Genomic DNA, 25,358 nt, shown 5'->3' on the forward strand with positions numbered 1-25,358 from the left:
GGCCTAGAGAAAGTCGATCGCGCCCACCAGCCCCGCCAGGTCGGTGACACCCAGCAGCAGGATGCTTTCCTCGTCGAAATCGAGGAAAGTGTTTCCGCCCGACACGCTGGCATGGTCCGCCACCACCTGCGCGGCGGTCTTGCTCCCGGCCCAGAGCTTCTGTTCCAGCATCAGCATGTCGAAGGCAGGGTCAAAGTCCGTCACCACGTCATGCCCGTGCTTTTTCGACATGCGCACCTGGTCGGCGCCAAAACCCGTGGTGATCGTGTCATTGCCCCGCCCGCCGTTCAGCTTGTCGCCGGAACTGCCGGCGTCCAGCACGTCGTCGCCCGACATGGCGTTCAGCGTATCGCCCCCCTTGCCGCCGATCAGGGTGTCGTTGCCGGTCCCGCCACGCAGGGAATCGTCGCCGTCGAGCCCGGTCAGCAGGTCGTCCCCCGCACGCCCGTCCAGCGTGTTGCCCCCGTTGGTGCCGGTCATGATGTTGTCGGTGCCGTTGCCATAGGCCTCGCGGGCGGTGCCCAGCAGCGTCACCTCCTCGATGAAACCGCCGAGCGTGATGTCGACCCAGGCCTCGACGCTGTCCTGTCCCCCGAAGGCTTCCTCGATCACCGCGTCGCCGGCCTCGGTCACGATGAAGAGGTCGTCATCGGCTCCGCCCACCATCGAATCGTCCCCGGCGCCGCCATCCAGCGTGTCGCGTCCGGTGCCGCCCTGCAGCGTGTCGTCGCCGGCCCCACCCAGCAGCAGGTCCTGCCCCGCGCCGCCACCGGCCAAGTCGTCCGCCTCTCCGCCATCAAGACTGTCATCACCATCCCCGCCGTAAAGCCTGTCCTTGCCGTCGCCGCCCGCCAGCGTGTCCATGCCGTCATTCCCATGCAGCGTGTCGTTGCCGGCGGCGCCGATCAGCAGGTTGTTCCCTGCGTTGCCGGTGATCTCGTTCGCCAACCAGTTGCCGCCGCCGTAGGAATCGCCCGTCCCCAGCAACACCAACGCGTCCAGGTAGACTGGCAGCGCATAGCCCGCCGCGGCGATGACCACGTCCCAGCCGCCGCGCTTGCTGGTCTCGACCACCACGTCGCCCCAACGGTCCGCGTGGTAGACATCGTCGCCCCAGCCACCGTCCATCGTGTCGCGGCTGTCGCCGCCGTCCAGCGTGTCGGCGCCGGTGCCGCCCGACAGCACGTCGCTGTCGGCGCCGCCCTGCAGCAGGTCCGCGCCGCCCTCGCCCGCAAGCGTGTCGGCGCCCAGCCCGCCGATCAGCGTGTCGGCGCCATCCGCGCCCGAGATGACGTCGTCCCCGGCCTGGCCGTCGATCTCGTTGTCGGCGGCATTGCCAAGGATCGTGTTGCCGCCCTGGGCGTCGATCAGGACCTCGAAGTTCTCCATGATCTCTTCGGCCGCGCCGAGCCGCGCGGTGCCCCCGGCCATGTCCAGCTCGGCCCCCGCGAAATCCAGCGCCGACCAGTCGATGGTGTCGCGCCCCGCGCCGCCATCGTTGATGTCGGTGCCGACGCCGCCGGTGTTCTCGATCACCAGGTCGTCGCCCGCGCCCGCATCGACCTGGTCCGACCCGACCATGCCGTTGATCGTGTCGTTGCCGGCGCCCGCCCGGATCGTGTCGGCGCCGTTGCGGCCGTAGATGCGGTTGTTGCCCGCGCCCGTGACCAGCAGGTTGTTCGCCTCGGTACCATGCACCGCCTCGTGCCCCGCGCCGTAACCGATGTAGGTCTCGAACCCCGCCCAGGTCATGGTGTCATTGCCGACGACCAGCTGGTCCTCGTAGAGCGACACGCGGTCCCCATCGGCGAAATCGACGTAAGCTTCGATGGTGTCGGTGCCGGCGCCGCCGCGGTAGGTGTCGTTGGCGTTGACCCGGTGGATCACCAGGTCGTCGCCCTCGCCGCCCTCGACGCTGTCGGCGCCCCAGCCGCCATCCAGCGTGTCGCGCCCCGCACCGCCCAGCAGCGTGTCCGAGCCCGACCGCCCCTCGAGCCGGTTGTTGCCGTTCCCGGTCACGATCCGGTTGTTGCCGGCGGTGCCCAGGACCGCCTCGGACGAGGTGCTGCCAAGGCCGGTGTAATGTTCGAACCCGGTCCAGTAATGGGTGAAGTTGGTCGGCGTGTAGGTGTAGAGGCCCGATTCGAGGTCCAGCTGGACACCGGTGACGAAGATCACGTTGGTCTCGAACAGGTCCTCGCCCGCGCCGCCGTCGTAGATGTCGAACCCGCCGTTCAGGTGCCGGATCGTGTCGTTGCCGTCGCCGCCCAGCACCGTGTCGCGGTAGGCGCCGCCGTCGAGCACGTCGTCGCCGTCCCCGCCCTCGAGGCTGTCATAGCCGTCTTCGCCCCTCAGGTCGTCGTTGCCCCAGCCGCCCAGCAGCGTGTCGTCGCCCTCGGCCCCGCTTTGCAGGTCGTCGCCAGCCTGACCCTCGAGCCAGTCGTTGCCCAGCGCGCCGCGCAGGATGTCGCCGCCGGTGCCGCCCAGCAGCGTGTCGTCGCCGTCCTGCCCGTCAAGGTCATCGCCGCCGCCCGTCCCGGTGATGGTGTTGTTCCCGGCGGTGCCGATCACCGCAACCATGTCACCGCCGGTGCCCCAGTTGGCCAGGGTGATCCCCGACAGGTCCAGCGCGCCGCCGGTCATGTCGATCACAAGCCGCTCGGTCGCGCCCTCGGCCGCGGTGCCGCGCAGGGTGAAGGTGCCGCCGTTCGGCAGCCGGTCCTCGCGGATGCTGACGACGCGGTCCACATCTGCGCCCGCCTCTTCGAAGGCGATCTCCTCCACATCCGTGAAGATCGCGCCGCGCAGGTCGAAGAGCGCGCCCTGCCCGCCGGTCATCAGCACCCGGTCTCGGCCCGCGCCGCCGTCCATCTCTTCGTTCCAGTTGCTGGTCGAGGTCGAGAAGAACAGGAAGGTGTCGTCCCCCGCGCCGCCCTGCATCGTGTCACGCCCGGCGCCGCCGATCAGCGTGTCGTCGCCGTCACCGCCGATCAGCAGGTCGACGCCGCCCTCGCCGTCGATCCAGTCGTGCCAGGCGCCGCCATGCAGCTGGTCGTTGCCACCGCCGCCCAGCAGCGTATCCGCCCCGCGCCCGCCCAGCGCCAGGTCGTCGCCGTTGTTGCCCGTCAGTAGGTTGCCGGTGTCGTTTCCGATCAGAAGGTCGTTGCCATTGCTGCCGGTCGCGTTCTCGATCCGCGTCTCGAGCCCACCGCCATGGGCCGAGCTGGCGATGGCATAGCCGCCCAGCACCGGCCGCCCGGCATTGTCGAAGATCCGGCTGAAAAAGCCGCCGGCGTGAAAGGCCGGGTTCTCGAGATCCGCCCGCAGCTCGGTCGCGGTCACGACGGGCAGCAGGGTGTTGTAGAGCGGCATCGACTGCATCTGCGCCAGCAGCTCGGTCCAGGCGGCCGGGTCGGCCGCGGCGTCCAGCGTGGCCGGATTGAGGTTGATCAGCACCCTCTGGCTGCCGCCATAGACGATGGCATCCGTGCCGCCCGTGTCCCAGATCGTCGCAAAGGCCCGGCCGATGCTGACCGTGTCACCGTCGAGGTCCAGCGGCGCCGTCCCCGCATCCGTCAGGGTATAGGTGCTGTCCCCGATGCGTGCGGTGCGCGCGCCGTACATCCGTTGCAGCGCGGCAAGGTCCAGCGCCATGGGCGTCGCGGCATAGCCGTAGGTGCGTCCCAGGTTGCTGACGTCCAGCCCGCCGCGTTCGAACGACATCACCGTGTAGCGGTCGTTGTCGAGCGGGTTGTCGCCGGTCAGCGCGCTGCTGGCCCAGGCGGTCGAGCCGTTCCCGGTGTCGTGCGGATGCGCCAGGCCCAGGGCCTTGAGCGTCTCCTGCAACGCGATCGAGGCGCGGGCCGAGACGGCCCCGATTTCAGGCGTGACTGTGACGGGCGGGCGCAGCGTGTCGAGGACAACGTGGGCTTCGAACCCGCCACCGGCGGCCGGATCCTGGCCGGGAAAACTGGCGATCCCGGAAAGGTCGGTGAGCGTGCCGCCGGCCGTGGCGGTGCCGTTGCTGTCCGAATAAAGCCCGTCCATCCCGACAAAGCGCAGGTCGGTCGCCGCCCCGCCGAACCAGGCGGTTTCGGTCAGGGTCAACCCCGTGCCCCGCGCCGCCCCATCCAGCCCCCGCAGGATGTCGGCCTTGAGTGCCGCATCGAGCGCGGTGGACCCGTCCAGCGGGCGGAAGACACCGCCGAGAAAGGACGCCAGCACCGAGTCGGCCATGTACGTGGCGAAATCGGCCGAATCCTCGGCAAAGGCATAGCTGAGCGTCGTCTCGCCCCAGGCCGTCGTCCCCGCAATCCCGTCGATGAGCACCGCGCCGGTCCCGGGCGTGGGCGTGACGGGGGCCGCGGGCGGCGCCAGGATCGGCAGCCCGGCAGGGGTACGGTCGGATCGAATCGTCAAGTCGGCCTCCGGCAGGGGGTGGCATGCACGGCGCACCCTGCCCGTCCGGCCTTAAGACAAACGAAAAACCCCGCCGGACGGGCGGGGTTTGTCGTTCAAATACGTGGAAAACTCAGGCCATCAGACGGGCCGCGTGCCATTCCAGGTGATCGCCCATGAAGGTCGATATGAAATAGTAGGAATGGTCGTAGCCGTCCTGCATCCGCAGGGTCAGCGACTGGCCCGCCGCCGCACAGGTCGTTTTCAGCAGGTCGGGTTTCAGCTGCTCTTCGAGGAACCCGTCCGCCGTGCCCTGGTCGACCAGCAGGTCGGGAAAACGGGCCCCATCCTCGATCAGCGCGCAGGCGTCGTAGTCGCGCCAGGTGGCCTTGTCGGGGCCGATATAGCCGGTCAGCGCCTTCTCGCCCCAGGGGCAGTTCAGCGGCGACACGATCGGCGCGAAGGCCGAAATCGCCTTGAACCGATCGGGGTTGCGCAGCCCGATAGTCAGCGCGCCATGCCCGCCCATCGAATGACCCATGATCCCCTGCCGCTCCATATCGGCCGGAAACTCCGCCGCGATCAGCGCGGGCAGTTCATCCTCGATGTAATCGCGCATCCTGTAATGCTGGGCGAAGGGCTCTTCGGTGGCGTTCACGTAGAACCCGGCGCCGAGACCGAAGTCATAGGCGCCCTCGGGGTCGTCCGCGACCCCCTCGCCCCGCGGCGAGGTGTCGGGCGCGACAAAGATCAGCCCATGCCGCGCGCACATGGCACGGTATTCGCCCTTTTCGGTGACGTTGGCATGGGTGCAGGTCAGGCCCGACAGGTACCAGACCACCGGCAGCTTCTCGCCCTCGTCATGGACAGGCACGAAGACCGAGAATGTCATCTCGGTCCCCGTCACGGAGGAGGTGTGTTTATACACCCCCTGCGTGCCGCCATAGGCGTGGTTGGTGGAGACGACCTCCATCAGTAGACGACCACCGAGCGGATGGATTCGCCGGCGTGCATCAGGTCGAACCCCTTGTTGATCTCTTCCAGCGACAGGCGGTGGGTGATCATGCCGTCGATGTCGATCTTGCCGTTCATGTACCAGTCGACGATCTTGGGCACATCCGTCCGGCCCTTGGCGCCGCCGAACGCCGTGCCCTTCCAGACGCGACCGGTGACCAGCTGGAACGGACGGGTGCTGATTTCCTTGCCCGCCTCGGCCACGCCGATCACGGTGGAGACGCCCCAGCCGCGGTGGCAGGCCTCGAGCGCCTGGCGCATCACGGTGGTGTTGCCGGTGCAGTCGAAGGTGTAATCCGCGCCGCCATCGGTCAGCTCGACCAGGTGCGCGACGATGTCGCCGTCGACCTTGGTCGGGTTCACGAAATGGGTCATGCCGTACTTGCGGCCCCATTCCTCTTTCCCGTCATTGAGGTCCACGCCGATGATCTTGTCCGCGCCGACCATGCGCGCCGCCTGCAGCACGTTCAGGCCGATGCCGCCCAGGCCGAAGACGATGACATTTGCGCCCGGCTCCACCTTGGCGGTCTTGGTCACGGCGCCCACGCCCGTGGTCACGCCGCAGCCGATGTAGCAGGAGGTGTCGAAGGGCGCGTCCTCGCGGATCTTCGCCACGGCGATTTCCGGCAGCACGGTGAAGTTCGAGAAGGTCGAGCAGCCCATGTAATGGTAGATCGTCTCGCCCTTGTAGCTGAACCGCGACGTGCCGTCGGGCATCACGCCCTTGCCCTGGGTCGCGCGGATCGCGGTGCAGAGGTTGGTCTTGCCGCTGAGGCAGGATTTGCACTGGCGGCATTCGGGCGTGTAAAGCGGAATGACGTGGTCATCCTGCTTGACGCTCGTCACGCCCGGGCCCACCGCACGCACGATCCCGGCGCCTTCGTGGCCAAGGATCGAGGGAAAGATCCCTTCGGAATCAAGGCCGTCCAACGTGTAGGCATCGGTGTGGCAGATGCCGGTGGCCATGATCTCGACCAGCACTTCGCCTTCCTTGGGGCCTTCGAGGTCCAGCTCGACGATCTCGAGCGGTTTCTTCGCCTCGAAGGCGACGGCGGCACGGGTTTTCATGTGGGGGTCCCTCCCGAATTGACGTTCGGTCGCACCCTATACAGCCGCGAGGTGTCGGCGCAATGGTTCGGGGACGGTTTGTGTGCCGACCGGCCTGCGTGGCTGTTTCCTCGGGCGGCCCTGCGCGCGGACGCGGCGTCACGGGGGTCTTGCACCCCGTCGCCATGGGCGCTTGGACCAATGGCGCGACCATGGCGGCCGGCGGCGCAATGTCGGTACACAGCAGTGGGTCGGGGGGCGTTCAGACCAGCGGGCGCGGGAAGACGCCGGCGGGTCGCGGCGCGCCGAAGCGAGGCATGGCCACGTGCCGCGCAGGCAGCGCGAGGCGCGGCAGTCCCCGTGGAGTTTCGGCAAAGGCGGACCGGGTGCAGGGCAGCGGCTGGCCGTCCCCTGCGACAGCGGTGAACTTGGCCGCGGTGACGTCGATCATCCGGGCCCCCTCGTGTTCTGCAAGTGACGGTGCCCGGGATCCTGCCGCCACGGCCCTGCCATCCGGTTACCCGATGCGGGCGAAGTGCCGCGCATTTTCCACAAAACCGCGCGGCACCCCGGGGTCAGAGCGTGCCGGCCAGCACGTAGCGCAAGGCTCGCGCGATCTGCTGCGGCGTCTCGCAGACCACGTTGGCGGCGGCGTCCACCTCTTTCAGCGCGTGCTGATGCTCGGGCGGGTGCATGACGATGATCGGCTTGCCCAGCGCCGCCGCCTGCCCGCAGTCGAAGGCCGCGTTCCACTGCTTGTACTTCTCGCCGAAGCAGACGACGAAAACGTCGCAGCTCTCGATCCCGTGGCGGGTGCGGACGGCGTTCAGCAGCGCGCCCTTGTGGTCATGCCAGAACTTCTTGTCCTCGGGCCCCAGGATCTCCACCCCGCAATCGTCGCTGGCCGCGTGGTTCGTCACCGGGCCGGACCATTGAATATCCAGCCCCTCGCACGCCGCCTTGACGCTCTCGCGCCAGTCGGTGTGGATCTCGCCCGAGAGATAAACCTTGAGTGTCATGCGTCGTCTCCTTGTCCTGTTGCCCGCTGGTCTGCGACATGGGGCGCCGGGATGCAACCGGGTGACGGGCCGGCCACCCGCCGGATGCGGGCCCCAAGATAATTCGCATATCCCCCTTGAAGCTACAGTCACTGGAGGAACCATATGAGGTGGGACCACCAGACCGGAGTGACCCATGTCCCGCCCCCACCTTGCCGAAACACCCCTTCTCGATTTCCGATCCAAGCCGATTGCGGACCTGATCGCGCAGCGCGGATGGCACGCGCTGGCGCCCGAGGACCGCACCCGGGCGGCCTATGACTTCGTCCGAAACGAGATCCTGTTCGGCTACAACGCCGACGATGCCCTGCCGGCCTCGCGCGTGCTGGCCGACGGCTATGGCCAGTGCAACACCAAGGCCACGCTGCTGATGGCGCTGCTGCGGGCCCAGGGCATTCCCTGCCGGTTTCACGGCTTCACCATCGACAAGGGGCTCCAGCGCGGCGTGGTGCCCGAGCTGGTCTACCCGCTCGCGCCGCGCGACATCCTGCATTCCTGGGTCGAGGTCGACCTGGGCGGGCGCTGGATCGACCTCGAGGGGTTCATCCTGGACGACGAGGTCCTCGATGCGCTGCAGGCCGCCTTTCCGGGGCGCGATTCGCTTTGTGCCTATGGCGCGGGGACGGACCGGTTGCAGGCGCCGCCCGTCGCCTGGACGGGGGGCAGCACCTATATCCAGAAGACCGGGATCAACCGCGATTTCGGCGTCTTCGACAGCCCGGATGCGTTCTACGCCGAACACAGGCAGCTTTCGGGCTGGCGCGGGTGGATCTACCGGCTGGTTGTCCGGCACTGGATGAACCGGCGCGTGGCCGGGATCCGGAGGGGCCATGTTCCGCGCATTCCGGGCGGCGCGCGCGCCTTGCAGCCCGCGACCGCAGAGGCACAGCGGCCGGGCGCCTGAGCGTCCAGGCCCGGCCCGATCCACGCGCCGCGCCCTGCCCCCGCGTCACTCGGACCGCGGCGGCTCCTGTGCGCCTTCGACCTGGTCCACGGCCCAGCTGGTCGCCGCCTCGACCGCGACCGGAGACGCGGTCGGCAGCACGTTCAGATAGGCCTCGGTCTCTTCGACCGGGGTCGCCGCGCGCTGGGTCATCCGGTAAAGCGCATAGACCGCGATCCCGACAAAGGTCAGTGTCAGGACCAGCCAGAACCCATGCGGACCGATCCCCTGCATGGCCCAACCCGCCAGCAGCGGCCCGGCGATGGCCCCGACCCCGAAGATGAAGACCAGCCCGCCCGAGGCGGCGGGCATCTCGTCCGGCGGCAGGTCATCGTTGGTATAGGCCAGGAACAGGGAATAAAGCGGCGTCGTCACCCCCCCGGCAAGGAAGGCCGCGACCAGCAGCATCTCGGATCGGGGATCGGACAAGAGGCCCAGCGTACAGGCCGCCGCCCCCAGCGCGGCGGCGCCGAAGATCAGCTTGCGGCGGTCCATGATGTCCGACAGCCAGCCGATCGGATATTGCAGAACCAGCGCCCCCGCGAACAGCGTCGCCACGAACAGCGCGATCTGCGAGGTCGACAGCCCGATCTGCGTGCCGAACACCGCCCCCATGCCGGTCTGCGTCGCGTAGATGCTGCCCAGGAAAAACGTCCCGATCGTGCCCAGCGGGGCGGTCCGGAACAGGCGCTTCAGCGACATCGGCTTTGCCACCGACACGGTCGGGGTCGGCATGACGGACAGCAGGATCGGACCGAACGAGACCGACACCAGGATCGAGGCGACGATGAACAGGGTGGCGGTCGCGGCATCCCCGAGGCTCAGCAGCCATTGCGCGGCGATCACGCCGATGGTCTGGGCGATCATGTAGGCCGACAGGATCTTGCCGCGCGTCTCGTTCGTCGCGGCGTGGTTCAGCCAGCTCTCGGCCGTCACGTAGATGCCGGACATGCAGAACCCGACGATCAGCCGCAGCGGCGTCCAGGCCCAGGCTTCGGTCACCAGCGGAAAGGCGATCAGCCCGGCGGACATGAAGCTGCCCAGCGCCGCGAAGACGCGCACGTGGCCCACGTTGCGAATGAGCCTCGGGGTGATCTGGGCGCCGGACAGGAAGCCGATGTAATAGCCCGAGGTGATGATGGCGAGCGTGCCGGCCGAGAACCCCTCGATATCGCCGCGCACGCCGATCAGCGTGAACTGCATGCCGTTGCCAAGCATGATCAGCAGCGTGCCAAGCAGCAGTGCCCAGACACTTCCCAGGACAGAAATCATGACAGGCGCCTCTCTTCGTGCCGGGGAATGCGACCCGACACTCGCACGCGTGACGGGCCCGGGTGTCCTCCCCGGCGTCGTTCGCCGCACCGTTTGCGACATTCCGCATCCTGTGGTCCGGGGCAAGGATAGCCGCTGGCCGGTTTACGTCCCAGCCCCCAGGTCGATCATTTGCAGTCGGGGCGCCATCCCGACATCCGGACCGCAGCGTACAAGACCGTCGCGCGGCGGGCGATCCAAGGGGCCGAGAACCGAATGGGCGAGGCCGAACGCCTTGAGCACCCGTATCAGCCCGTACCCGGGATCCATCTGGTTGCCCTCGATCCCCAGGTTCGCCGAATGCGGAAAGGCATGATGATTGCCGTGCCAGTTCTCGCCGAAGGTGATCAGGCCAAGCCCGGGCAGGTTGAACCCCTGAACCGGAAGCCCTTCGACATGCCAGCCCTGGTGTCCGGTCTTGTGGGCGAAATGCCCGACCATCCAGTGCCCGATCAACGAGACCGCCACCCGCAGGCACACGCCCCAGAAGACGTAGCCGATCCCGCCCATGAGAAAAAGCGGGACGGCCAGCCAGAGTTGCTGGGCCATCCAGTGGCGCTCCATCCACCGAAAAAGGGGATCCTCGGCAATGTCGGGCTCGATGCGGAACCGCGGCGGGTGGTCCAGGTCGAAACGGCAGTGCAATTGCCACCAGGCATCCTGCCAGAATCCCGCTCCGTGGCTTGGATGCGGCGGGCAGTCTGCCTGGCGTTGATGCCAGTCGCGCATGTCATGTGCGCGGATCATGCCAAAGGGCCCCGACATGCCGACCAGGGTGCCAAGCCAGACAAGGCCGTACCTCAGGCCCCGGCCGGTCTGAAAGGATCGGTGGATCAGCAGGCGGTGCATGCCGACGGAATGGCCCGCGCAGATGGTGACAGCGGTCGTGACCAGGAACACCAGCGCCCCGCCCCAGCTTGGGGTGACCACAAGCGCCGCGATCCCGCCCGCGATCATCGCAACCAGCCAGAGCGACCTGGCAGCGTCCCAGCGGATCGTTCCGCGCATCGCATCGGTGTCCTCATCCGGCCAGACCCGTTCGGTCGCGTGCAGCGTCATCTTGAAACTCCCGGCAGAAAGACATAACCTGATAGCCAAATAATCATATAACCAATTAGCTAATAGGTGAAATCGTGTCAAGCCCCGACAAGGTGTTCGAAGCGCTGGCCTCCACCACGCGGCGCCGCATCCTGGCATATCTGTCCGAAGGGCCGCTGGCCGCAGGGGCGATTGCCAAGCGGTTCGACATGTCGCAGCCTGCGGTGTCCAAGCACCTGTCCATCCTCGAAGCGGCCGACCTGGTGTGGAAAAGGCGCGAGGGACAATTCGTGAACTACGGCATGAACGCGGACAACCTTGGCGGAGTGTTGGCCGGATTTCTGCAAGAAGTCTGTCCGCCAAGCCGCGCCCTGAAAGCCGAACGGCGCGCCGAAAAGGGCGAGGACTAGCACCGGCATTGACCTTGCGTCACCCGCCGGCGCGTGGATCAACTTTCGGCGCCTAGGCGCCCGGCCTTCTCCATCAGGATCTGCGTCGTCCGGCCCGAGCCGGTGCAAGGCGTTTCCCGCCCACCGAACCGCCGGCCCGTGCAGCCGTTGTCGTGGGGCCGTAGGTTGGGCCCGACAGCCTTCGGTCAAATCGCCGCCCGCGGCGCCATGAAGGCCAAAGGGCCGCCCCACCGGACGGCCCCATGCCTCATTTCTTCTTGTTCAGGTGCTTCTTCAGCGCGCCCGCGTTCTTTTCGCGCCGGCCCTTGTAGGGGTTCCGGTCCCCCTGCCCGCGCATCCACAGGCGGATCGGCGTGCCCGGCATCTCGAACGCCTCACGCAGCCCGTTGACGAGGTAGCGCGAATAGCTGTCGGGCATCTTGTCCGGGTGCGAACACATCACGACAAAGCCCGGCGGCCGGGTCTTGGCCTGTGTCATGTAGCGCAGCTTGATGCGCTTGCCTTGCGGCGCCGGCGGCGGGTGGGCCGCAACCATGCCCTCGAGCCAGCGGTTCAGCTGCGCGGTCGAGACACGGGCGTTCCAGGTGCGGTAGGCCGTCTCGATCGCGGCCCGCAGCCGGTCGAGCCCGCGGCCGGTCTTGGCGGACACCGTGACCAGCGGGGCGCCCTTCAGCTGCGGCAGCAACCGCTCGAACGCCTCCTTGAGATCGCGCAGCTTTTCCTGCTTGGCATCCTCGATGTCCCACTTGTTGACGGCGATCACCACGGCGCGGCCCTCGCGCTCGGCGAGATCGGCGATGCGCAGGTCCTGCTGCTCGAAGGGGATCGCGGCATCCAGCAGCACGACCACGACCTCGGCGAACTTGACCGCGCGCAACCCGTCGCTGACCGACAGCTTTTCCAGCTTGTCCTGCACCTTGGCCTTCTTGCGCATGCCGGCGGTGTCCCAGATCCGGCAGGGCAGCCCCTCCCAGTCGATGGTCAGCGAAATGGCGTCGCGGGTGATCCCGGCCTCGGGGCCGGTCAGCAGACGATCCTCGCCGAGGATCTTGTTGATGAGGGTGGACTTGCCGGCATTGGGGCGGCCGACGACGGCCACTTGCATGGGCTTGGCAAGCGTCGGCATGCGGAAGGCCTCTTCCGGGTCGTCCTCGTCGCTGACGTCCACCTCCGTTTCGGGCGCGTCCTGGGCGGCTCGCGCCTCGTACTTGTCGGCCAGCGGCAGCAGCTCGGCCAGCAGATCGCCCATCCCCTCGCCATGCTCTGCGGACAGCCGCAAGGGCTCGCCCAGACCAAGGTTCCAGGCCTCGAGCACGCCGGCATCGGCCGCCGCCCCCTCGCCCTTGTTGGCGGCCAGGATCACGTGCTTGGCCCGCTTGCGCAGGATCTCGGCAAAGACCTCGTCCGCCGGGGTCACCCCGACCCGGGCGTCGATCATGAACAGGCAGATGTCGGCCATGTCCACGGCGCGCTCGGTCAGGCGCCGCATCCGGCCCTGAAGGCTCTCGTCCGTCGCCTCTTCCAGGCCGGCGGTGTCGATCACGGTGAACCGCATCCCGCCCAGCTTGGCCTCGCCCTCGCGCAGGTCGCGCGTGACCCCGGGCTGGTCATCGACCAGCGCCAGCCGCCGGCCCACCAGCCGGTTGAACAGCGTCGACTTGCCCACGTTGGGCCGCCCCACCAGGGCCAGGGAAAAACTCATCGTGTCACCTCAGACGGGATCAATCCGCGCAGATAGGCCAAACCGGGGCGTAATGAAAGCCCCCGAGACCTGCAGCTTGCCAATATATGTCCATGTATGCGAGGGGCTTCCCCCCTAGCATGCCTCCGGCGGGAGTATTTTTGGAATAATGAAAGCAGGGGCGAAGATCCCCCTTCATTGTGCCAGTAAACTCCGGGGAGTGTGAGGGGCTGGCCCCTGACTCCCGCGCCTTCCAGGGGCGAGGCGCTCAGCGATAGGCGAGCAGCTGGCCGCGTGCGTTGACAATGTACATGACGCCGCCGGCCACGACGGGCGCGGACGAGGCGCCGCCGGGGATGTCCACCTGGCCGATAAGCGATCCGTCGCGCGGATCGTATTGCCGCAGCCAGCCGTCCGAGCCGGCGACCAGCACGCGGCCGCCCGCGACCACGGGGCCGTAATGGGCAAAGATCTCGCCGCGGCGGCGGGCCGAGGCAGAGGGGCGGGTGAAATTCGGCAGGTCCACGCCCCAGATACGGCTGCCATCCGCGGCCGAGATCCGGAGAAGCTCGTTCTCGTCGCTGACGACGAAAAGCGATCCCCCCGCGGGCCAGGCCGGGCCCTGCAGCCCTTCCTCGATGGTCCAGAGCCGTTCGCCGTTGTCGCGGCCCAGCGCCACGAGGCGGCCGGACTGGTTGCCGACGATCACCCGGTCGCCCACGACCACCGGATCGCCGGTGATGTCCTCGACCTGCGCCAGCGCGCGGCCGGGCCGGCCGCCGACGATGGCGGCGTTCCAGATCGACAGCCCGCCTTGGCGGAAAGCGGCCTGCAACTCGCCCGAGCCGTAGGAGAAGATGACGTAGCGGTCGGTCACCGCCGGGGCCGGCCCGCCCTGCACGTTGTTCACGTCCTCGACCGAGTCGAGCTGCCAGCGGATGCGGCCGGTTTCGGCCTCGATCGCCCAGGCGGTGCGGTCGCCGGCCACGAGGTAGACGAGGCCATCGGCGTAGGTCGGGGTGCCGTTGCCGGTCGCGTCCAGTTCCTGCACCCATTTCTCGGCCCCCGTGGCGGGGTCGAGCGCGGTGAGCTTGCCGAAACCGGAGGACACAAACAGCGTGCCGCCGCCGATGGTCAGCCCGCCGCCCGCCGCATCGCCCACGCGGTCGCGGGTCGGGGTCAGGTCGTGGGTCCAGAGCGTTTCGCCCCCCGTGCCGGTCGCCGTGACCTGCGCATGGGAATCCAGCGTGAAGATGCGCCCGCCCGACACCACCGGGTTGGCGGTGATGCGGTAGCGCCGGCTGTCGCCCTGACCGATGTTGGCCGACCAGGCCAGGGCCGGAGCGGCGCCCAAAGCAGGATGCGGGTTGCGGCCGATCTCGGACACCGGCCAGGCGGGCCAGTCGGCGGCGGCACTGGCACTGGCCAGGGAAATCGGCTGGGACAGGTTCTGAGGCTTGGACGGATCGACCGGAACCGGCGTGTCGCTTTGCAGGATCGTGTCGGGCGTCTCGCGCAGCCCGGGCAGGATCACCTCGCGTTCATCGCAGGCGGAAAGCGCCAGCACCGACCCCGCGATGCATGCGCCGAATAGGATGTGTCGCGTCACCGCCCTGCCCCCATGGTCCTTGTCCTTCCCACGCGGGGGCCTTGTCCCGGCCCCCGGCGCGTCGTTGGGGCGTTCCCGCCCCGGTCTCAGTTGCCGGGCAGCGCCTCGGGCTCGCCACCCAGCGCCACAATCAAGGAAGTGCCGCGCTGACGCAAGCCTGCCGTCGCCTCGCTGTCGACGATGATCGCGTTCAGCCGCTCGAGCGCGCCTTCGGTGTTGCCGGCCTCGACCTCGAGCAGGGCCAGCTGTTCCTCGGCCAGCAGGCGCAGCGCGCTGCCGGGTGCGGCCAGCGCCTCGAAGCCCGCGCGGCGTTCGTCGATCGAGGCGGTGCCCGAGGCTGCCAGCAGGCCCTTGAAGGCCGCGATGTTGCGGTAGATCGCCGGCACGTCGCCATTGGTGGCCAGCGCGTCCAGCGCGGCGGCACCGTCCTCGGGCGCGCCGGCGGCAATCTGCTCGCCCGCGATCAGCAGCGGCACGACCGTGTCGCGCGCCGCGCCCTCACCCTCCACGGCAGCCAGCGCCTCGGCCCGGGCGGCCGGATCATCCCGGTCGGTGGCGGCGAGAATCGCATCGCCCAGCGCCTCGGCTCGCGCCGTCGCCTGGGCGGTGCGCCATTCGTTCCACGCGGCCCCGCCGACGATGGCCAGCACGGCGACGATGCCGATCCAGCCATAGCGGCGCAGCAGGCCATAGAGACGGTCGCGCCGGACCTCTTCGGTCACTTCCTCGATGAAACTGTCGGGATTGCTCACGATTCCGCCCTTTTGTTGCCCTGCCGACCCCGTAAGGCGCCGCGTGCGCCCCTCTTATCCCAGCACCCGGCGCGTGCCAAGGGGCGGCGGGTTTCGGTGCAATTGCCCGGCAATTCCCCGTGCAAAGCGCTTCAAATCGGGATTGAGCGTTGCTGCGATGCAGTATAAAGTGAACTAAACGGTTTAGATGCGCGTAACGGGGTTACACTGTCCACATGGACTGCCCATATGCAGGCCAAGTGCCCGTTCGCGTCACGAAAGGTTGAAGAATGCGTATCGTTCCGATCATCGTCGCCGTCCTCGTGACGGCCACGCTCTACATGCTCGTGATCGAGCGGGACACCCTGATGGCGCTCGTCTCGGGCGAAGCGGTCGATGTCGCGGCCGAGCTGGCGACGCCCGGCAACGATGACCCCGCGCAGACCGAGATGCCCACCCCCATCGCCGAGAAACAGGCGCAGGAACCGGTGCGCGTCGTGCGGGTCGTGGCCATGCACTCGACTGCCCGGCAGATCGACAGCGCCGTTGTGCTGCGCGGCCAGACCGAGGCGACGCGCCAGGTCAGCGTGACCGCCGAGACCTCGGGCACCGTCATCTCGGAACCGATCCGCAAGGGCGCCTTTGTCAGCACCGGCGACGAACTTTGCCGGATCGACCCGGGCACCCGCGCCTCCTCGCTGGCCGAGGCCGAGGCGCGGCTGGCCGAGGCCCGCGCCCAGGTGCCCGCGACCCAGGCGCAGGTGCCGCAGGCGCGCGCCGCGCTGGCCCAGGCCGAGGCGCAGCTGGAAGAGGCGCGCCTGAACGACAACGCCTCGCGCAAGCTGAGCGAGGGCGGCTTTGCCTCTGAGACCCGCGTCGCTTCGACCCAGGCGTCGGTGCGCAGCGCCGAGGCGGCCGTGGAATCGGCCAAGGCAGGCGTTGAAAGCGCCCGGTCGGGCATCACCGCCGTCGAGGCCGCGATCCAGTCGGCCGAGGCGGCCGTCGCCTCGGCCCGGCAGGAGATCGACAAGCTGACGGTCACCGCGCCCTTCGACGGCATCCTCGAAAGCGACACGGCCGAACTCGGGAGCTATCTGAACCCGCAGGGCGGCAACGCGACCTGCGCCACGATCCTGCAGCTCGACCCGATCCGGCTGGTGGGCTACGTGCCCGAAGCCCAGGTCAACCGGGTCGAGATCGGTGCCATGGCCGGCGCCCGGCTGACCACCGGCGAGGAACTGCGCGGCCGCGTCAGCTTCTTGTCGCGCAGCGCCGATCCGGCCACCCGCACCTTCCGCGTCGAGGTGATCGTCGACAACGGCGGGCTGCAGATCCGCGACGGCCAGACCGCCGAGATCCTGATCGCGGCCGAAGGGGCGCCGGCGCACCTGATCCCGCAATCGGCCCTGACGCTGAACGACGAGGGCGACCTTGGCGTCCGCCTTGTCGTCGCCGACATGGGCGACGAAGGCGCGGGCGACGAGGCCTACCTGGCGGAATTCGCCCCGGTCACCATGATCCGTGACACCGCGAACGGTGTCTGGGTCGCCGGCCTGCCTGAGGATGCCGACGTGATCCTCATCGGCCAGGAATACGTGACCGACGGAACCGCCGTCGAACCCGAATGGCAGGAGGCCACCCAATGACCGGAATCGTCGACTGGGCCGCATCGCGCGCCCGCATGATCCTGGCCTTCATCGCGCTCAGCCTCACCATCGGGGCGTTTTCCTACGCGACCTTGCCCAAGGAAGGCGAGCCCGACATCCAGATCCCGATGCTGTTCGTGTCGGTGCCCTTCCCCGGCATCTCGGCCGTGGACAGCGAAAGCCTGCTGGTCCGCCCGATGGAGCAGGAGCTGGCCGACCTCGACAACCTCGAGGGCATGACCGCCACCGCCGCCGAAGGCTATGCGGGCATGCTGCTGGAATTCGATTTCGGCTGGGACAAGACCAAGACCATCGCCGACGTGCGCGACGCGATGAACGCGGCCGAGGGCAAGTTCCCCTCGGGCGCCGAGCAATATTCGATCAACGAAATCAACTTCTCCGAGTTCCCGATCCTGATCGTCAGCCTCACCGGCCCCCTGCCCGAGCGCACGCGCAACCGCGTCGCCAAGGACCTGCAGGAACGGATCGAGACTCTGGACAGCGTGCTCGAGGCCACCATGGCCGGCAACCGCGACGAGATGGTCGAGGTGATCATCGACCCGCTCAAGCTGGAAAGCTACAACGTCACCGCGTCCGAGCTGATCTCGGTCGTGCAGAACAACAACCAGCTGATCGCCGCCGGCGAGGCCGAGACCGACAATGGCACCTTTGCCGTCAAGATCCCCTCGTCCTTCGACGACGTGCGCGACATCTATGACCTGCCGGTCAAGCGCAACGGCGACCGGGTGGTGACGCTCGGTGACCTGGCCACGATCAACCTCACCTTCGAGGATCGCACTTCGACCGCGCGGTTCAACGGCCAGACCACGGTCGCGCTGCAGGTGGTCAAGGGCAAGGGCTACAACCTGATCGACACGGTCGACGCGGTGAAGGCCGTGGTGGCCGAGGCGCAGGCCGACTGGCCGCCTGAGCTGCAGGCCGCCGTGACGCTGCAGACCTCGAACGACCAGAGCCGCGTCGTCGGCTCGATGGTCAGCCAGCTGGAAAGCTCGGTCCTGACCGCCGTCGCGCTGGTGATGATCGTTGTCCTCGCCGCGCTTGGCACAAGGGCCGCGCTGCTGGTGGGCTTCGCCATTCCGACCTCGTTCCTGCTGACCTTCGTCTTCCTGCAGCTGATGGGCATCACCGTGTCGAACATCGTGATGTTCGGCCTGATCCTGGCCGTGGGCATGCTGGTCGACGGCGCCATCGTGGTCGTGGAATATGCCGACAAGCGCATCTCCGAAGGTGTCGGCCCCATGCATGCCTATGTGGAGGCCGCCAAGCGGATGTTCTGGCCTGTCGTGTCGTCCACCGCGACGACGCTCTGCGCCTTCCTGCCGATGCTGTTCTGGCCGGGTGTCGCGGGGCAGTTCATGGGGATGCTCCCCGTGACGCTGATCTTCGTGCTCTCGGCCTCGCTGCTGGTCGCGCTGGTCTACCTGCCCGTCATGGGCGGCGTCACCGGGCGCTTTTCGCGCACGCTCGACCATGCCAGCGAGGGGCTCAAGCGACTGCTGCCCTGGTGGATCGTCCGGGCCGCGCTGGTCCCCGTCGCGCTCATGGGCCTGTTCTACGGCGCTCTTGGCGTGCTGAACCCCGAACGGCTGATGGGCCCCACCGCGCCCGAGGGCATCGCGGGCCAGATCCCGGGCGTGATCCTGTTCCTCGTCATGGCTGTCTTTGCGTCGGTCACGCTGTCGGCCGCCAAGATTACCTGGCGCCGCAACAAGATCGACGCGGGCTACCGGCGCACGCTCTTTGGCCGCTTCATGTGGCTCATCACGGGCAACCCGATCATGCCGGTGGTGACCATCGCCGCCGTGGTCATCTTCGTGATGCAGACCTTCAGCTACTACGGCGAAAACGGCGCGGGCGTGGAATTCTTCGTCCCCTCCGAGCCCGAGATGGCCATCGCCTACATCCGCGCCCGTGGCAACCTGTCGCTCGCCGAAAAGGACGCGCTTGTGCAGCGCGCCGAAGAGATCGTGCTGCGGCACCCGGGCGTCGACAACGCCTTTGCCTTTGCCGGCGAAGGCGGGCTGAACACCAACACCGGCGGCGCCCAGGCGCCGAACGACACCATCGGGCAGATCCAGCTCGAGCTGGTGCCCTGGGAAGACCGCAAGGACATCGAGGCGCTGGACGGCAACCGCGTGATCGAAGAGCTGACCGAACAGCTGGGCCGCCTCGCCGGCACCCAGGTCGAGATCCTGTCGGCCGACATGGGCCCGGCTTCGGCCAAGCCCGTGCACCTGCGCCTCAAGGGCGACAACTGGGACGACCTGCTGGCCGCCACGACCCTCGCGCGCGAGACCTTCGACGCGACTGCCGGCCTCACGCTGACCGAAGACACCCGCCCCCTGCCCGGCATCGACTGGCAGATCGACGTGGATGTCGAGGAAGCCGGCCGCTACGGCGCCGACGTGGCGACCGTGGGTGGCATGGTGCAGCTGGTGACGCGCGGCATCCTGCTGGATACGATGCGGGTCGACAGCTCGGACGAGGAAATCGAGATCCGCGTGCGCCTGCCGGAACAGGACCGGGTGCTCTCGACGCTGGACACGCTCAAGGTCCGCACCTCCGAAGGGCTGGTGCCGCTGTCTAACTTCATCACCCGCGAGCCGGTCGCCAAGCTGGCCGAGATCAGCCGCCAGGACCAGAAGCGCTACTTCGACGTCAAGGCGGGGGTGGCCGAGCACCTGTTCAAGGTCGTTCCCGGCGACACCGAGGCGGCCGACCTGCAGGGCGCCGCGCCGCTGGCTATGCTGCGCCGTGTCGAAGCGGGCGCCGCCCCGATCGAAGACGCGGCCGGCCACGGCTACACGCTTGTGTCGCAAAGCGCCGAGGCTCCGGCCGATTTCGCCGACCAGCTGCGCGCGGGCGAGTTGCGCACGGTGCCGGTAACGGCGAACGAACGCATCCAGGTGCTGACGACCTGGCTCGAGACGAACCCCCTGCCCTCGGGCATCACCTGGGAATGGACCGGCGACCAGGAGGACCAGGAGGAATCCCAGGCCTTCCTGATGCAGGCCTTCGCCGGGGCGCTGGCGCTGATGTTCATCATCCTGCTGGCGCAGTTCAACAGCTTCTACAACTCGGTGCTGGTGCTGCTGGCCGTGGTCATGTCGACCGCGGGCGTGCTGATCGGCCTCTTGGTGTTCCAGCAGACCTTCTCGATCATCATGACCGGGGTGGGGATCGTGGCGCTGGCCGGCATCGTGGTGAACAACAACATCGTGCTGATCGACACCTACCAGGAATACAGCCAGTACATGCCGAGGATCGAGGCGATCATCCGCACTGCCGAAAGCCGCATCCGGCCGGTGCTGCTGACCACGCTGACCACGATGGCGGGCCTTGCGCCGATGATGTTCGGGCTCAGCCTCGACTTCTTCGGCGGCGGCTATTCCATCGACAGCCCGACCGCGCTCTGGTGGAAGAACCTGGCGACGGCGGTGGTCTTCGGCCTCGGCATCGCGACGGTGCTGACGCTGGTCTTCACGCCGGCCATGCTGGCGCTGCGGGTCTGGATCACCACCTATGCCGGCTGGATCGCGCGCCTGCTGGGCAGCCTGTCGTCGCAGCGCATCGCCGGCGACCGGGCGCTGGGGCGTGCCGCGCGCCGGGTCAAGCACCCGCAGATCCTCTGGGACGACGCGGCGCCGGTGCTGGCGACGGGCATGGCCGGACCGGTTTCGCAACCGGCCGAAACCCGCGCCCCGCACCTCGGCGACATGCAGCGCGTGCTGACCTCGCTCAGCCGCAGCGTCGGGGCGCTTGAAGACACGGTGAAAAGCGACCCGGTCGACGACGAATCCGCCCAGGCCGCCGCCGCAGCCGGCCCCGAACTGGTCCACGAACGGGCCGAGGAAACCGCCCCCTCGGACAAGGACGAAAAACCGGGCCCCAGCGGCCCCCTGCGCGCCGCCGAATGATCGGTGCCCCGGCCGGATGCCGATCCGGCCGGGCCACCGCCTCTGGCACCGTCATGCAGGTGAGGGGCCATCCCCTCACACTCCCCGGAGTATATTGGCACAATGAAGCGGGATCGGGTCGTGCCCGACCTCAGCGTGGCGCCCCGCCCCGTCTCTTCATTGTTTTCCAAATACCTCGGGGGGCGGGCGCCTTGGCGCCCGGGGGGCTGGCCCCCCAGGCTCGGCCCGTCACGGGGCGCAGCCTCTGCGCCCAGATGCCGCGCCCCGCGTCTTCGGCGCCTCACATACCTCGCCAGGCCGACGGGGGGCTGCCCCCTGCCCGGCCTCAGGCCGCGTCCCGCTCGCTGGCCTGGCGCTGCCAGAGCGACCAGTATCGCCCCTCGGCCTCGAGCAGCGCGGCATGGGTGCCGCGTTCTGCGATCCGGCCGTCCTCCAGCACCACGATCTCGTCCGCGTCGGCCACGGTCGACAGCCGGTGCGCGATGGTGATCACCGTCCGCCCCTCGCCCGCCCGTTTCAGCGCGCCCTGGATCTGCGCCTCGGTCTCGGTGTCGAGCGCCGAGGTCGCCTCGTCCAGCAGCAGGATCGGCGGGTTCTTGAGCAGGGTCCGAGCGATGCCCACGCGTTGCTTTTCACCGCCCGAAAGCTTCAGCCCCCGCTCGCCCACCGGCGTGTCGTAGCCTTCGGGCAGCCCCATGATGAAGTCATGGATCCGGGCGGATTTCGCCGCCGCCTCGATCTCGTCCCGGGTGGCGCCATCGCGGCCATAGGCGATGTTGTAGCCGATCGAGTCGTTGAAGAGCACCGTATCCTGCGGAACGATCCCGATCGCCGCATGGAGCGAGCCCTGCGTCACGTCCCGCAGGTCCTGCCCGTCGATCCGGAACGACCCGCCGGTCACGTCGTAGAACCGGAACAGCAGCCGGCCGATGGTCGACTTGCCCGAGCCCGAGGGCCCGACGATGGCGACGTTCTTGCCCGCCGGCACCACCAGGTCGACGCCCTTGAGGATCGGGCGCGCCGCGTCGTAACCGAAATGCACGCCTTCCAGCCGCACTTCGCCGCCTCTGACGTCCAGCGCCGGGGCGCCGGGCTTGTCGCTGACTTCGGCGGGCTGTTCGAGCAGGTCGAACATTTCGCCCATGTCCACCAGAGCCTGGCGGATCTCGCGATACACGGACCCGAGGAAGTTCAGCGGCATGGTGATCTGGATCATGTAAGCGTTGACCATGACGAAATCGCCAACGGTGAGCGTGCCGTCCTGCACGCCCATGGCCGCCAGCACCATGACGATGATCAGCCCCAGCGTGATCAGCACCGCCTGGCCGAAGTTCAGGAAGGCGAGCGAGGTGTTGGTCTTGATCGCCGCCACCTCGTAGCCCGCCATGGCCCGGTCGTAGCGCGCGGTCTCGCGGACCTCGGCGTTGAAGTACTTGACGGTCTCAAAGTTCAGCAGGCTGTCCACGGCCTTCTGGTTGGCATCCGTGTCCTGGTCGTTCATCTGGCGGCGCAGCTTGACCCGCCATTCGGTCACGGCAAAGGTGAACCAGACGTAGATGCCGATGGTCACCACCACGACGGCCAGGTAACGCCAGTCGAACACCACCGCAAAGATGATCGCCACCAGCAGCAGCTCGAGCACCAGCGGCCCGATGGAGAACAGCAGGAAGCGCAGCAGGAACTCCACCCCCTTTACCCCGCGCTCGATGATCCGGCTCAGCCCGCCGGTCTTGCGCGTCAGGTGAAAGCGCAGTGACAGCGCGTGGATGTGCCGGAAGGTCTCGAGCGCCAGCGCCCGCAGCGCCCGCTGCGCGACGCGAGCAAAGACCGCGTTCTGCAGCTGCGCGAAGCCGTTGGTCATGATCCGCGCCATGCCGTAGGCGACGGTCAGCCCGACCGCGCCCAGGACCAGGTCCGGCACGCCTTCGTTCGACAGCGCGTCCACCGCCCGCTTGTAAAGCATCGGCGTGTAGACCCCGATCGCCTTGGACAGCACCAACGCGACCATGGCAATGACGACCCGCCACTTGACCCAGGATTCGCCCTCGGGCCAGAGGTAGGGCGCGACCTTCCGGATCGTCCGCCAGCCGCCGTCGCCTTCGGGGCGCGGTGTTGCGGGGTCTGACGGCGACGTGGTGCGCATGGCTGGCTCTCCGGGCTGTGCGAAGGAAGCTCTTACCCCCCGCCGCCCCGAAAGGCCAGTGCGCGTGGTGTCACGGCTGGGCCGGCTGCGCCTCGGGGCCGTCGGGGATGGTAAAGACCTGGCCCGGGTAGATCAGGTCGGGATCGCGGATGCGGTCGCGGTTCGCCTCGAACACCCGCACGTAGAGGATGCCCTCGCCGTAGCGGTCCCGTGCAATGGCCCAAAGCGTGTTGCCCTTCTGCACGGTGACCGCGCGTACAGGCACGGGGCCCGATGCCTCGGCATCGGCGGCGGCCAGCGCGGCGCGGGATTCGCGCTTGAACGGCGTCTCGACCCGGCTGGTCACGGCGCCGGCTTCGTCCACCTCGTCGATGCGCAGCGTGTAGATGCCGGTATCGACCTGCGGCAGGTCCACGCGCCAGTTCCCGGCCGGGTCGATCCGGCCCGTGGTGACGGGGCGGTTGTCGAGGTAGATGCGCACGAAGCCGCCCGCACGGGCGCGGCCCGCCAGGCTCACCTCGCCCGCGTCGTCGTAGGAGATCGAGTCGAGCGCCACCGATTGCTGCGCCTCGGGCCGGTCGCCCGGGCCCTGCACGACGCGGACGCCGTCGCGGTCGGCGATCATGACGGTGGGTGCGGCGGGCGCACCGGGTTCCGTTCCGGCCCCGGCATCGGCGGGCCGGGCGGGGCTGGCGCCCTCGTCGGCGGCCTGGGTGGCGGCGGCGACCTCGGTGGTGGCCTCGGGCTGCGGGCTGGCCGGGGCGGCCGCTGTCGCGGGGGGCTCGGTCGGGGCGACGGGGGCCGCTGCGCTCTCTGCGGTCGTGCTGGCAGAGGCGTCCGGGTCCGACGACGCATCGACAGGCGTCGCGGCAGTTTCCACCGGCCCTTCGGCCGTGGGAGTCTCCACCGACCCTTCGGTTGCAGTCGTCTCCACCGACCCTTCGGCCGCGGTCGTCTCCCCGGGCCCTTCGGTTACAGTCGTCTCCACCGACCCCTCGGCCGCGGGTGTCTGAGTCCCGGTCCCGGTAGGATCTGCGGCGTCGGCCTCGGCCAGGGCGTCGGCTTGCCCGGTGGCCGGCCCGGAGGCGTCGGCCCCGCTCGGGCTGGGCGCGGCAATCTCGGTCTGCGCCGTCCCGGACGGCTCCATGGGCGCGGAGGGCCCGCTTTCGGATGCGTCGCTGGTCGCGGTCCCGGGCGTTTGCTCGGGCTGCGCCGCAGCAGCGCCGGAGGCCGTCGCGATCACCGGTTCGGCCGTGGCCCCTTCGGACGCACCCTCGGGCGAGGCGCCGTCACCTGCCCGCGCGGTCTCGGCGGTCGCATCCTCGGGCGAAGCGCTGTCGCCTGCCTGCGCGGTCTCGGCGGACGCACGCTCGGGCGCGGCGCTGTCGCCTGCCTGCGCGGTCTCGGCGGTCGTATCCTCGGGCGAGGCGCCGTCACCTGCCTGCGCGGTCTCGGCGGTCGCACCCTCGGGCGAAGCGCGGTCGCCTGCCTGCGCGGTCTCGGCGGTCGCACCATCGGACGAAGCGCTGTCGCCTGCCTGCGCGGTCTCGGCGGACACACCCTCGGGCGAAGCGCTGTCGCCTGCCTGCGCGGTCTCGGTGGGTGCGGTTTCAGCGGGTACGGTCTCGGTGGGTGCGGTTTCAGCAGGCGCAGTCTCGGCAGCTGCAGTCTCGGCCCCCTCTCCCCCAGCAGGCGCCGCGTCGTCCGGCCCGGTCGCCGGTTCGTCCGGCGCCGCATCGGCCAGCAAGACGGGCGAAACGATCATCTCTTCCTCGGCCAACACCACCTGGTCGCCCAGCTGCATCTGCAGGCTCAGCAGGAACGGCCTGTCGCCCATCGGCACCCGGCCGAAGACCACGAACAGCCCATCGCCCTGCACCTTGTCCTCGGCCCCCGCCAGGGGCGCGCCATCGACCAGAAGACGCACGGCCGCCCCCGGCACGCCGCCCCGACCGGCGACATAGGTGATGCCGTCGGGCTCGACGATGTACTGGTCGACGCTGGGGATGGGCAGGGCTTGCGCCTCGGCGGTCCCGGGTGCGGGCTCCGGCTCACCCTCTGGCGGGGCCTCGGCCGCCACGGCCCCCTCCTCCGTCCCGGGCTGCACCGCGCCGGCGCTGTCGGGCGAGTCGGGCGCCGGCTCGGTCGGCGCGGCGGGCTGGGCGACGGACACGGCCGGCATATCCGGTGCCGCGTCCGGCAGCGGCGACGGCCCGATCACCCCGTTGGTGTAAAGCCCGTAGCCCACCACGCTGGCCACCACTGCGGCCAGGAACACCGCCCCCCCGGTTCCACCGGGAAATCCGCCCGTTCCGCTCATCATCCCCCTTCGGCAGGGCCATTGCCCCGCACCTTCGCAAACCGCGTTGAGCGTTCATAACAACAAGGCTA

16 protein-coding genes are annotated in these 25,358 nt (G+C 68.8%); 4 read left to right on the forward strand and 12 right to left on the reverse strand.

All coding sequences use genetic code 11. The features are described 5' to 3' along the window. Positions 1 to 3: 3 nt before the first annotated feature. The 5 genes from MF270_RS03100 to MF270_RS03120 all read right to left on the reverse strand — a co-directional run bounded on the left by MF270_RS03100 (position 4) and on the right by MF270_RS03120 (position 7,478). A complete protein-coding gene (locus tag MF270_RS03100; protein WP_238364402.1) occupies positions 4 to 4,419 on the reverse strand; it encodes a hypothetical protein in 4,416 nt (1,471 codons plus the stop codon). A 112-nt stretch (positions 4,420 to 4,531) separates the two neighbouring features. Next, positions 4,532 to 5,371, reverse strand: coding sequence for an S-formylglutathione hydrolase (fghA, locus tag MF270_RS03105; RefSeq protein ID WP_238364403.1), 840 nt, complete (start codon positions 5,369 to 5,371; stop codon positions 4,532 to 4,534). Beyond that, positions 5,371 to 6,480 (reverse strand): S-(hydroxymethyl)glutathione dehydrogenase/class III alcohol dehydrogenase, encoded by a 1,110-nt coding sequence (locus tag MF270_RS03110; protein WP_238364404.1) that lies wholly within the window; start codon positions 6,478 to 6,480, stop codon positions 5,371 to 5,373. Before MF270_RS03110 ends, fghA begins: the two co-directional genes overlap by 1 nt. A 241-nt stretch (positions 6,481 to 6,721) precedes the next feature. Then, positions 6,722 to 6,910, reverse strand: coding sequence for a hypothetical protein (locus MF270_RS03115; protein ID WP_238364405.1), 189 nt, complete (start codon positions 6,908 to 6,910; stop codon positions 6,722 to 6,724). Positions 6,911 to 7,034: 124 nt separating this feature from the next. Beyond that, positions 7,035 to 7,478 carry a YtoQ family protein gene (locus MF270_RS03120; RefSeq protein WP_238364406.1) on the reverse strand — a complete coding sequence of 148 codons (444 nt, stop codon included), beginning with the start codon at positions 7,476 to 7,478 and terminating at the stop codon, positions 7,035 to 7,037. A 175-nt stretch (positions 7,479 to 7,653) separates the two neighbouring features. Between MF270_RS03120 and MF270_RS03125 the strand changes: the two genes are divergently transcribed. Further along, positions 7,654 to 8,421: a transglutaminase-like domain-containing protein gene (locus MF270_RS03125; protein ID WP_238364407.1), complete on the forward strand. Its 768-nt coding sequence runs from the start codon at positions 7,654 to 7,656 to the stop codon at positions 8,419 to 8,421. A gap of 45 nt (positions 8,422 to 8,466) precedes the next feature. Here MF270_RS03125 and MF270_RS03130 read toward each other — a convergent pair whose 3' ends face one another. Together MF270_RS03130 and MF270_RS03135 are read right to left on the reverse strand one after the other, a co-directional pair. Then, positions 8,467 to 9,732 (reverse strand): MFS transporter, encoded by a 1,266-nt coding sequence (locus MF270_RS03130; RefSeq protein WP_238364408.1) that lies wholly within the window; start codon positions 9,730 to 9,732, stop codon positions 8,467 to 8,469. 144 nt (positions 9,733 to 9,876) lie between these two features. Beyond that, positions 9,877 to 10,830, reverse strand: coding sequence for an acyl-CoA desaturase (locus MF270_RS03135; RefSeq protein WP_238364409.1), 954 nt, complete (start codon positions 10,828 to 10,830; stop codon positions 9,877 to 9,879). A 74-nt stretch (positions 10,831 to 10,904) separates the two neighbouring features. On the opposite strand from MF270_RS03135, the gene MF270_RS03140 reads away from it, so the two are divergent. Further along, entirely contained in the window at positions 10,905 to 11,219 is a 315-nt protein-coding gene (locus MF270_RS03140) for a metalloregulator ArsR/SmtB family transcription factor (RefSeq protein ID WP_238364410.1), read from the forward strand. A gap of 247 nt (positions 11,220 to 11,466) precedes the next feature. On the opposite strand, the gene der is transcribed toward MF270_RS03140, so the two are convergent. The 3 genes from der to MF270_RS03155 all read right to left on the reverse strand — a co-directional run bounded on the left by der (position 11,467) and on the right by MF270_RS03155 (position 15,261). Further along, positions 11,467 to 12,921 carry a ribosome biogenesis GTPase Der gene (gene der / locus MF270_RS03145; RefSeq protein ID WP_238364411.1) on the reverse strand — a complete coding sequence of 485 codons (1,455 nt, stop codon included), beginning with the start codon at positions 12,919 to 12,921 and terminating at the stop codon, positions 11,467 to 11,469. A gap of 247 nt (positions 12,922 to 13,168) precedes the next feature. After that, on the reverse strand, positions 13,169 to 14,509 hold the full coding sequence (locus MF270_RS03150) for a PQQ-like beta-propeller repeat protein (RefSeq protein ID WP_238364412.1): 1,341 nt from the start codon (positions 14,507 to 14,509) through the stop codon (positions 13,169 to 13,171). An 86-nt stretch (positions 14,510 to 14,595) separates the two neighbouring features. Continuing rightward, on the reverse strand, positions 14,596 to 15,261 hold the full coding sequence (locus tag MF270_RS03155) for a hypothetical protein (protein ID WP_238364413.1): 666 nt from the start codon (positions 15,259 to 15,261) through the stop codon (positions 14,596 to 14,598). A gap of 269 nt (positions 15,262 to 15,530) precedes the next feature. Between MF270_RS03155 and MF270_RS03160 the strand changes: the two genes are divergently transcribed. Beyond that, entirely contained in the window at positions 15,531 to 16,886 is a 1,356-nt protein-coding gene (locus MF270_RS03160; RefSeq protein WP_238364414.1) for an efflux RND transporter periplasmic adaptor subunit, read from the forward strand. After that, a complete protein-coding gene (locus MF270_RS03165; protein WP_238364415.1) occupies positions 16,883 to 20,824 on the forward strand; it encodes an efflux RND transporter permease subunit in 3,942 nt (1,313 codons plus the stop codon). Before MF270_RS03160 ends, MF270_RS03165 begins: the two co-directional genes overlap by 4 nt. 325 nt (positions 20,825 to 21,149) lie before the next feature. Here MF270_RS03165 and MF270_RS03170 read toward each other — a convergent pair whose 3' ends face one another. Together MF270_RS03170 and MF270_RS28125 are read right to left on the reverse strand one after the other, a co-directional pair. Continuing rightward, positions 21,150 to 22,967, reverse strand: coding sequence for an ABCB family ABC transporter ATP-binding protein/permease (locus MF270_RS03170; protein ID WP_238364416.1), 1,818 nt, complete (start codon positions 22,965 to 22,967; stop codon positions 21,150 to 21,152). A 70-nt stretch (positions 22,968 to 23,037) separates the two neighbouring features. Further along, positions 23,038 to 25,287, reverse strand: coding sequence for a LysM peptidoglycan-binding domain-containing protein (locus tag MF270_RS28125; protein ID WP_272490666.1), 2,250 nt, complete (start codon positions 25,285 to 25,287; stop codon positions 23,038 to 23,040). Positions 25,288 to 25,358 lie beyond the last annotated feature (71 nt).

It is taken from the genome of Mesobacterium pallidum (assembly GCF_019966535.1).
GTDB lineage: Bacteria > Pseudomonadota > Alphaproteobacteria > Rhodobacterales > Rhodobacteraceae > Mesobacterium > Mesobacterium pallidum.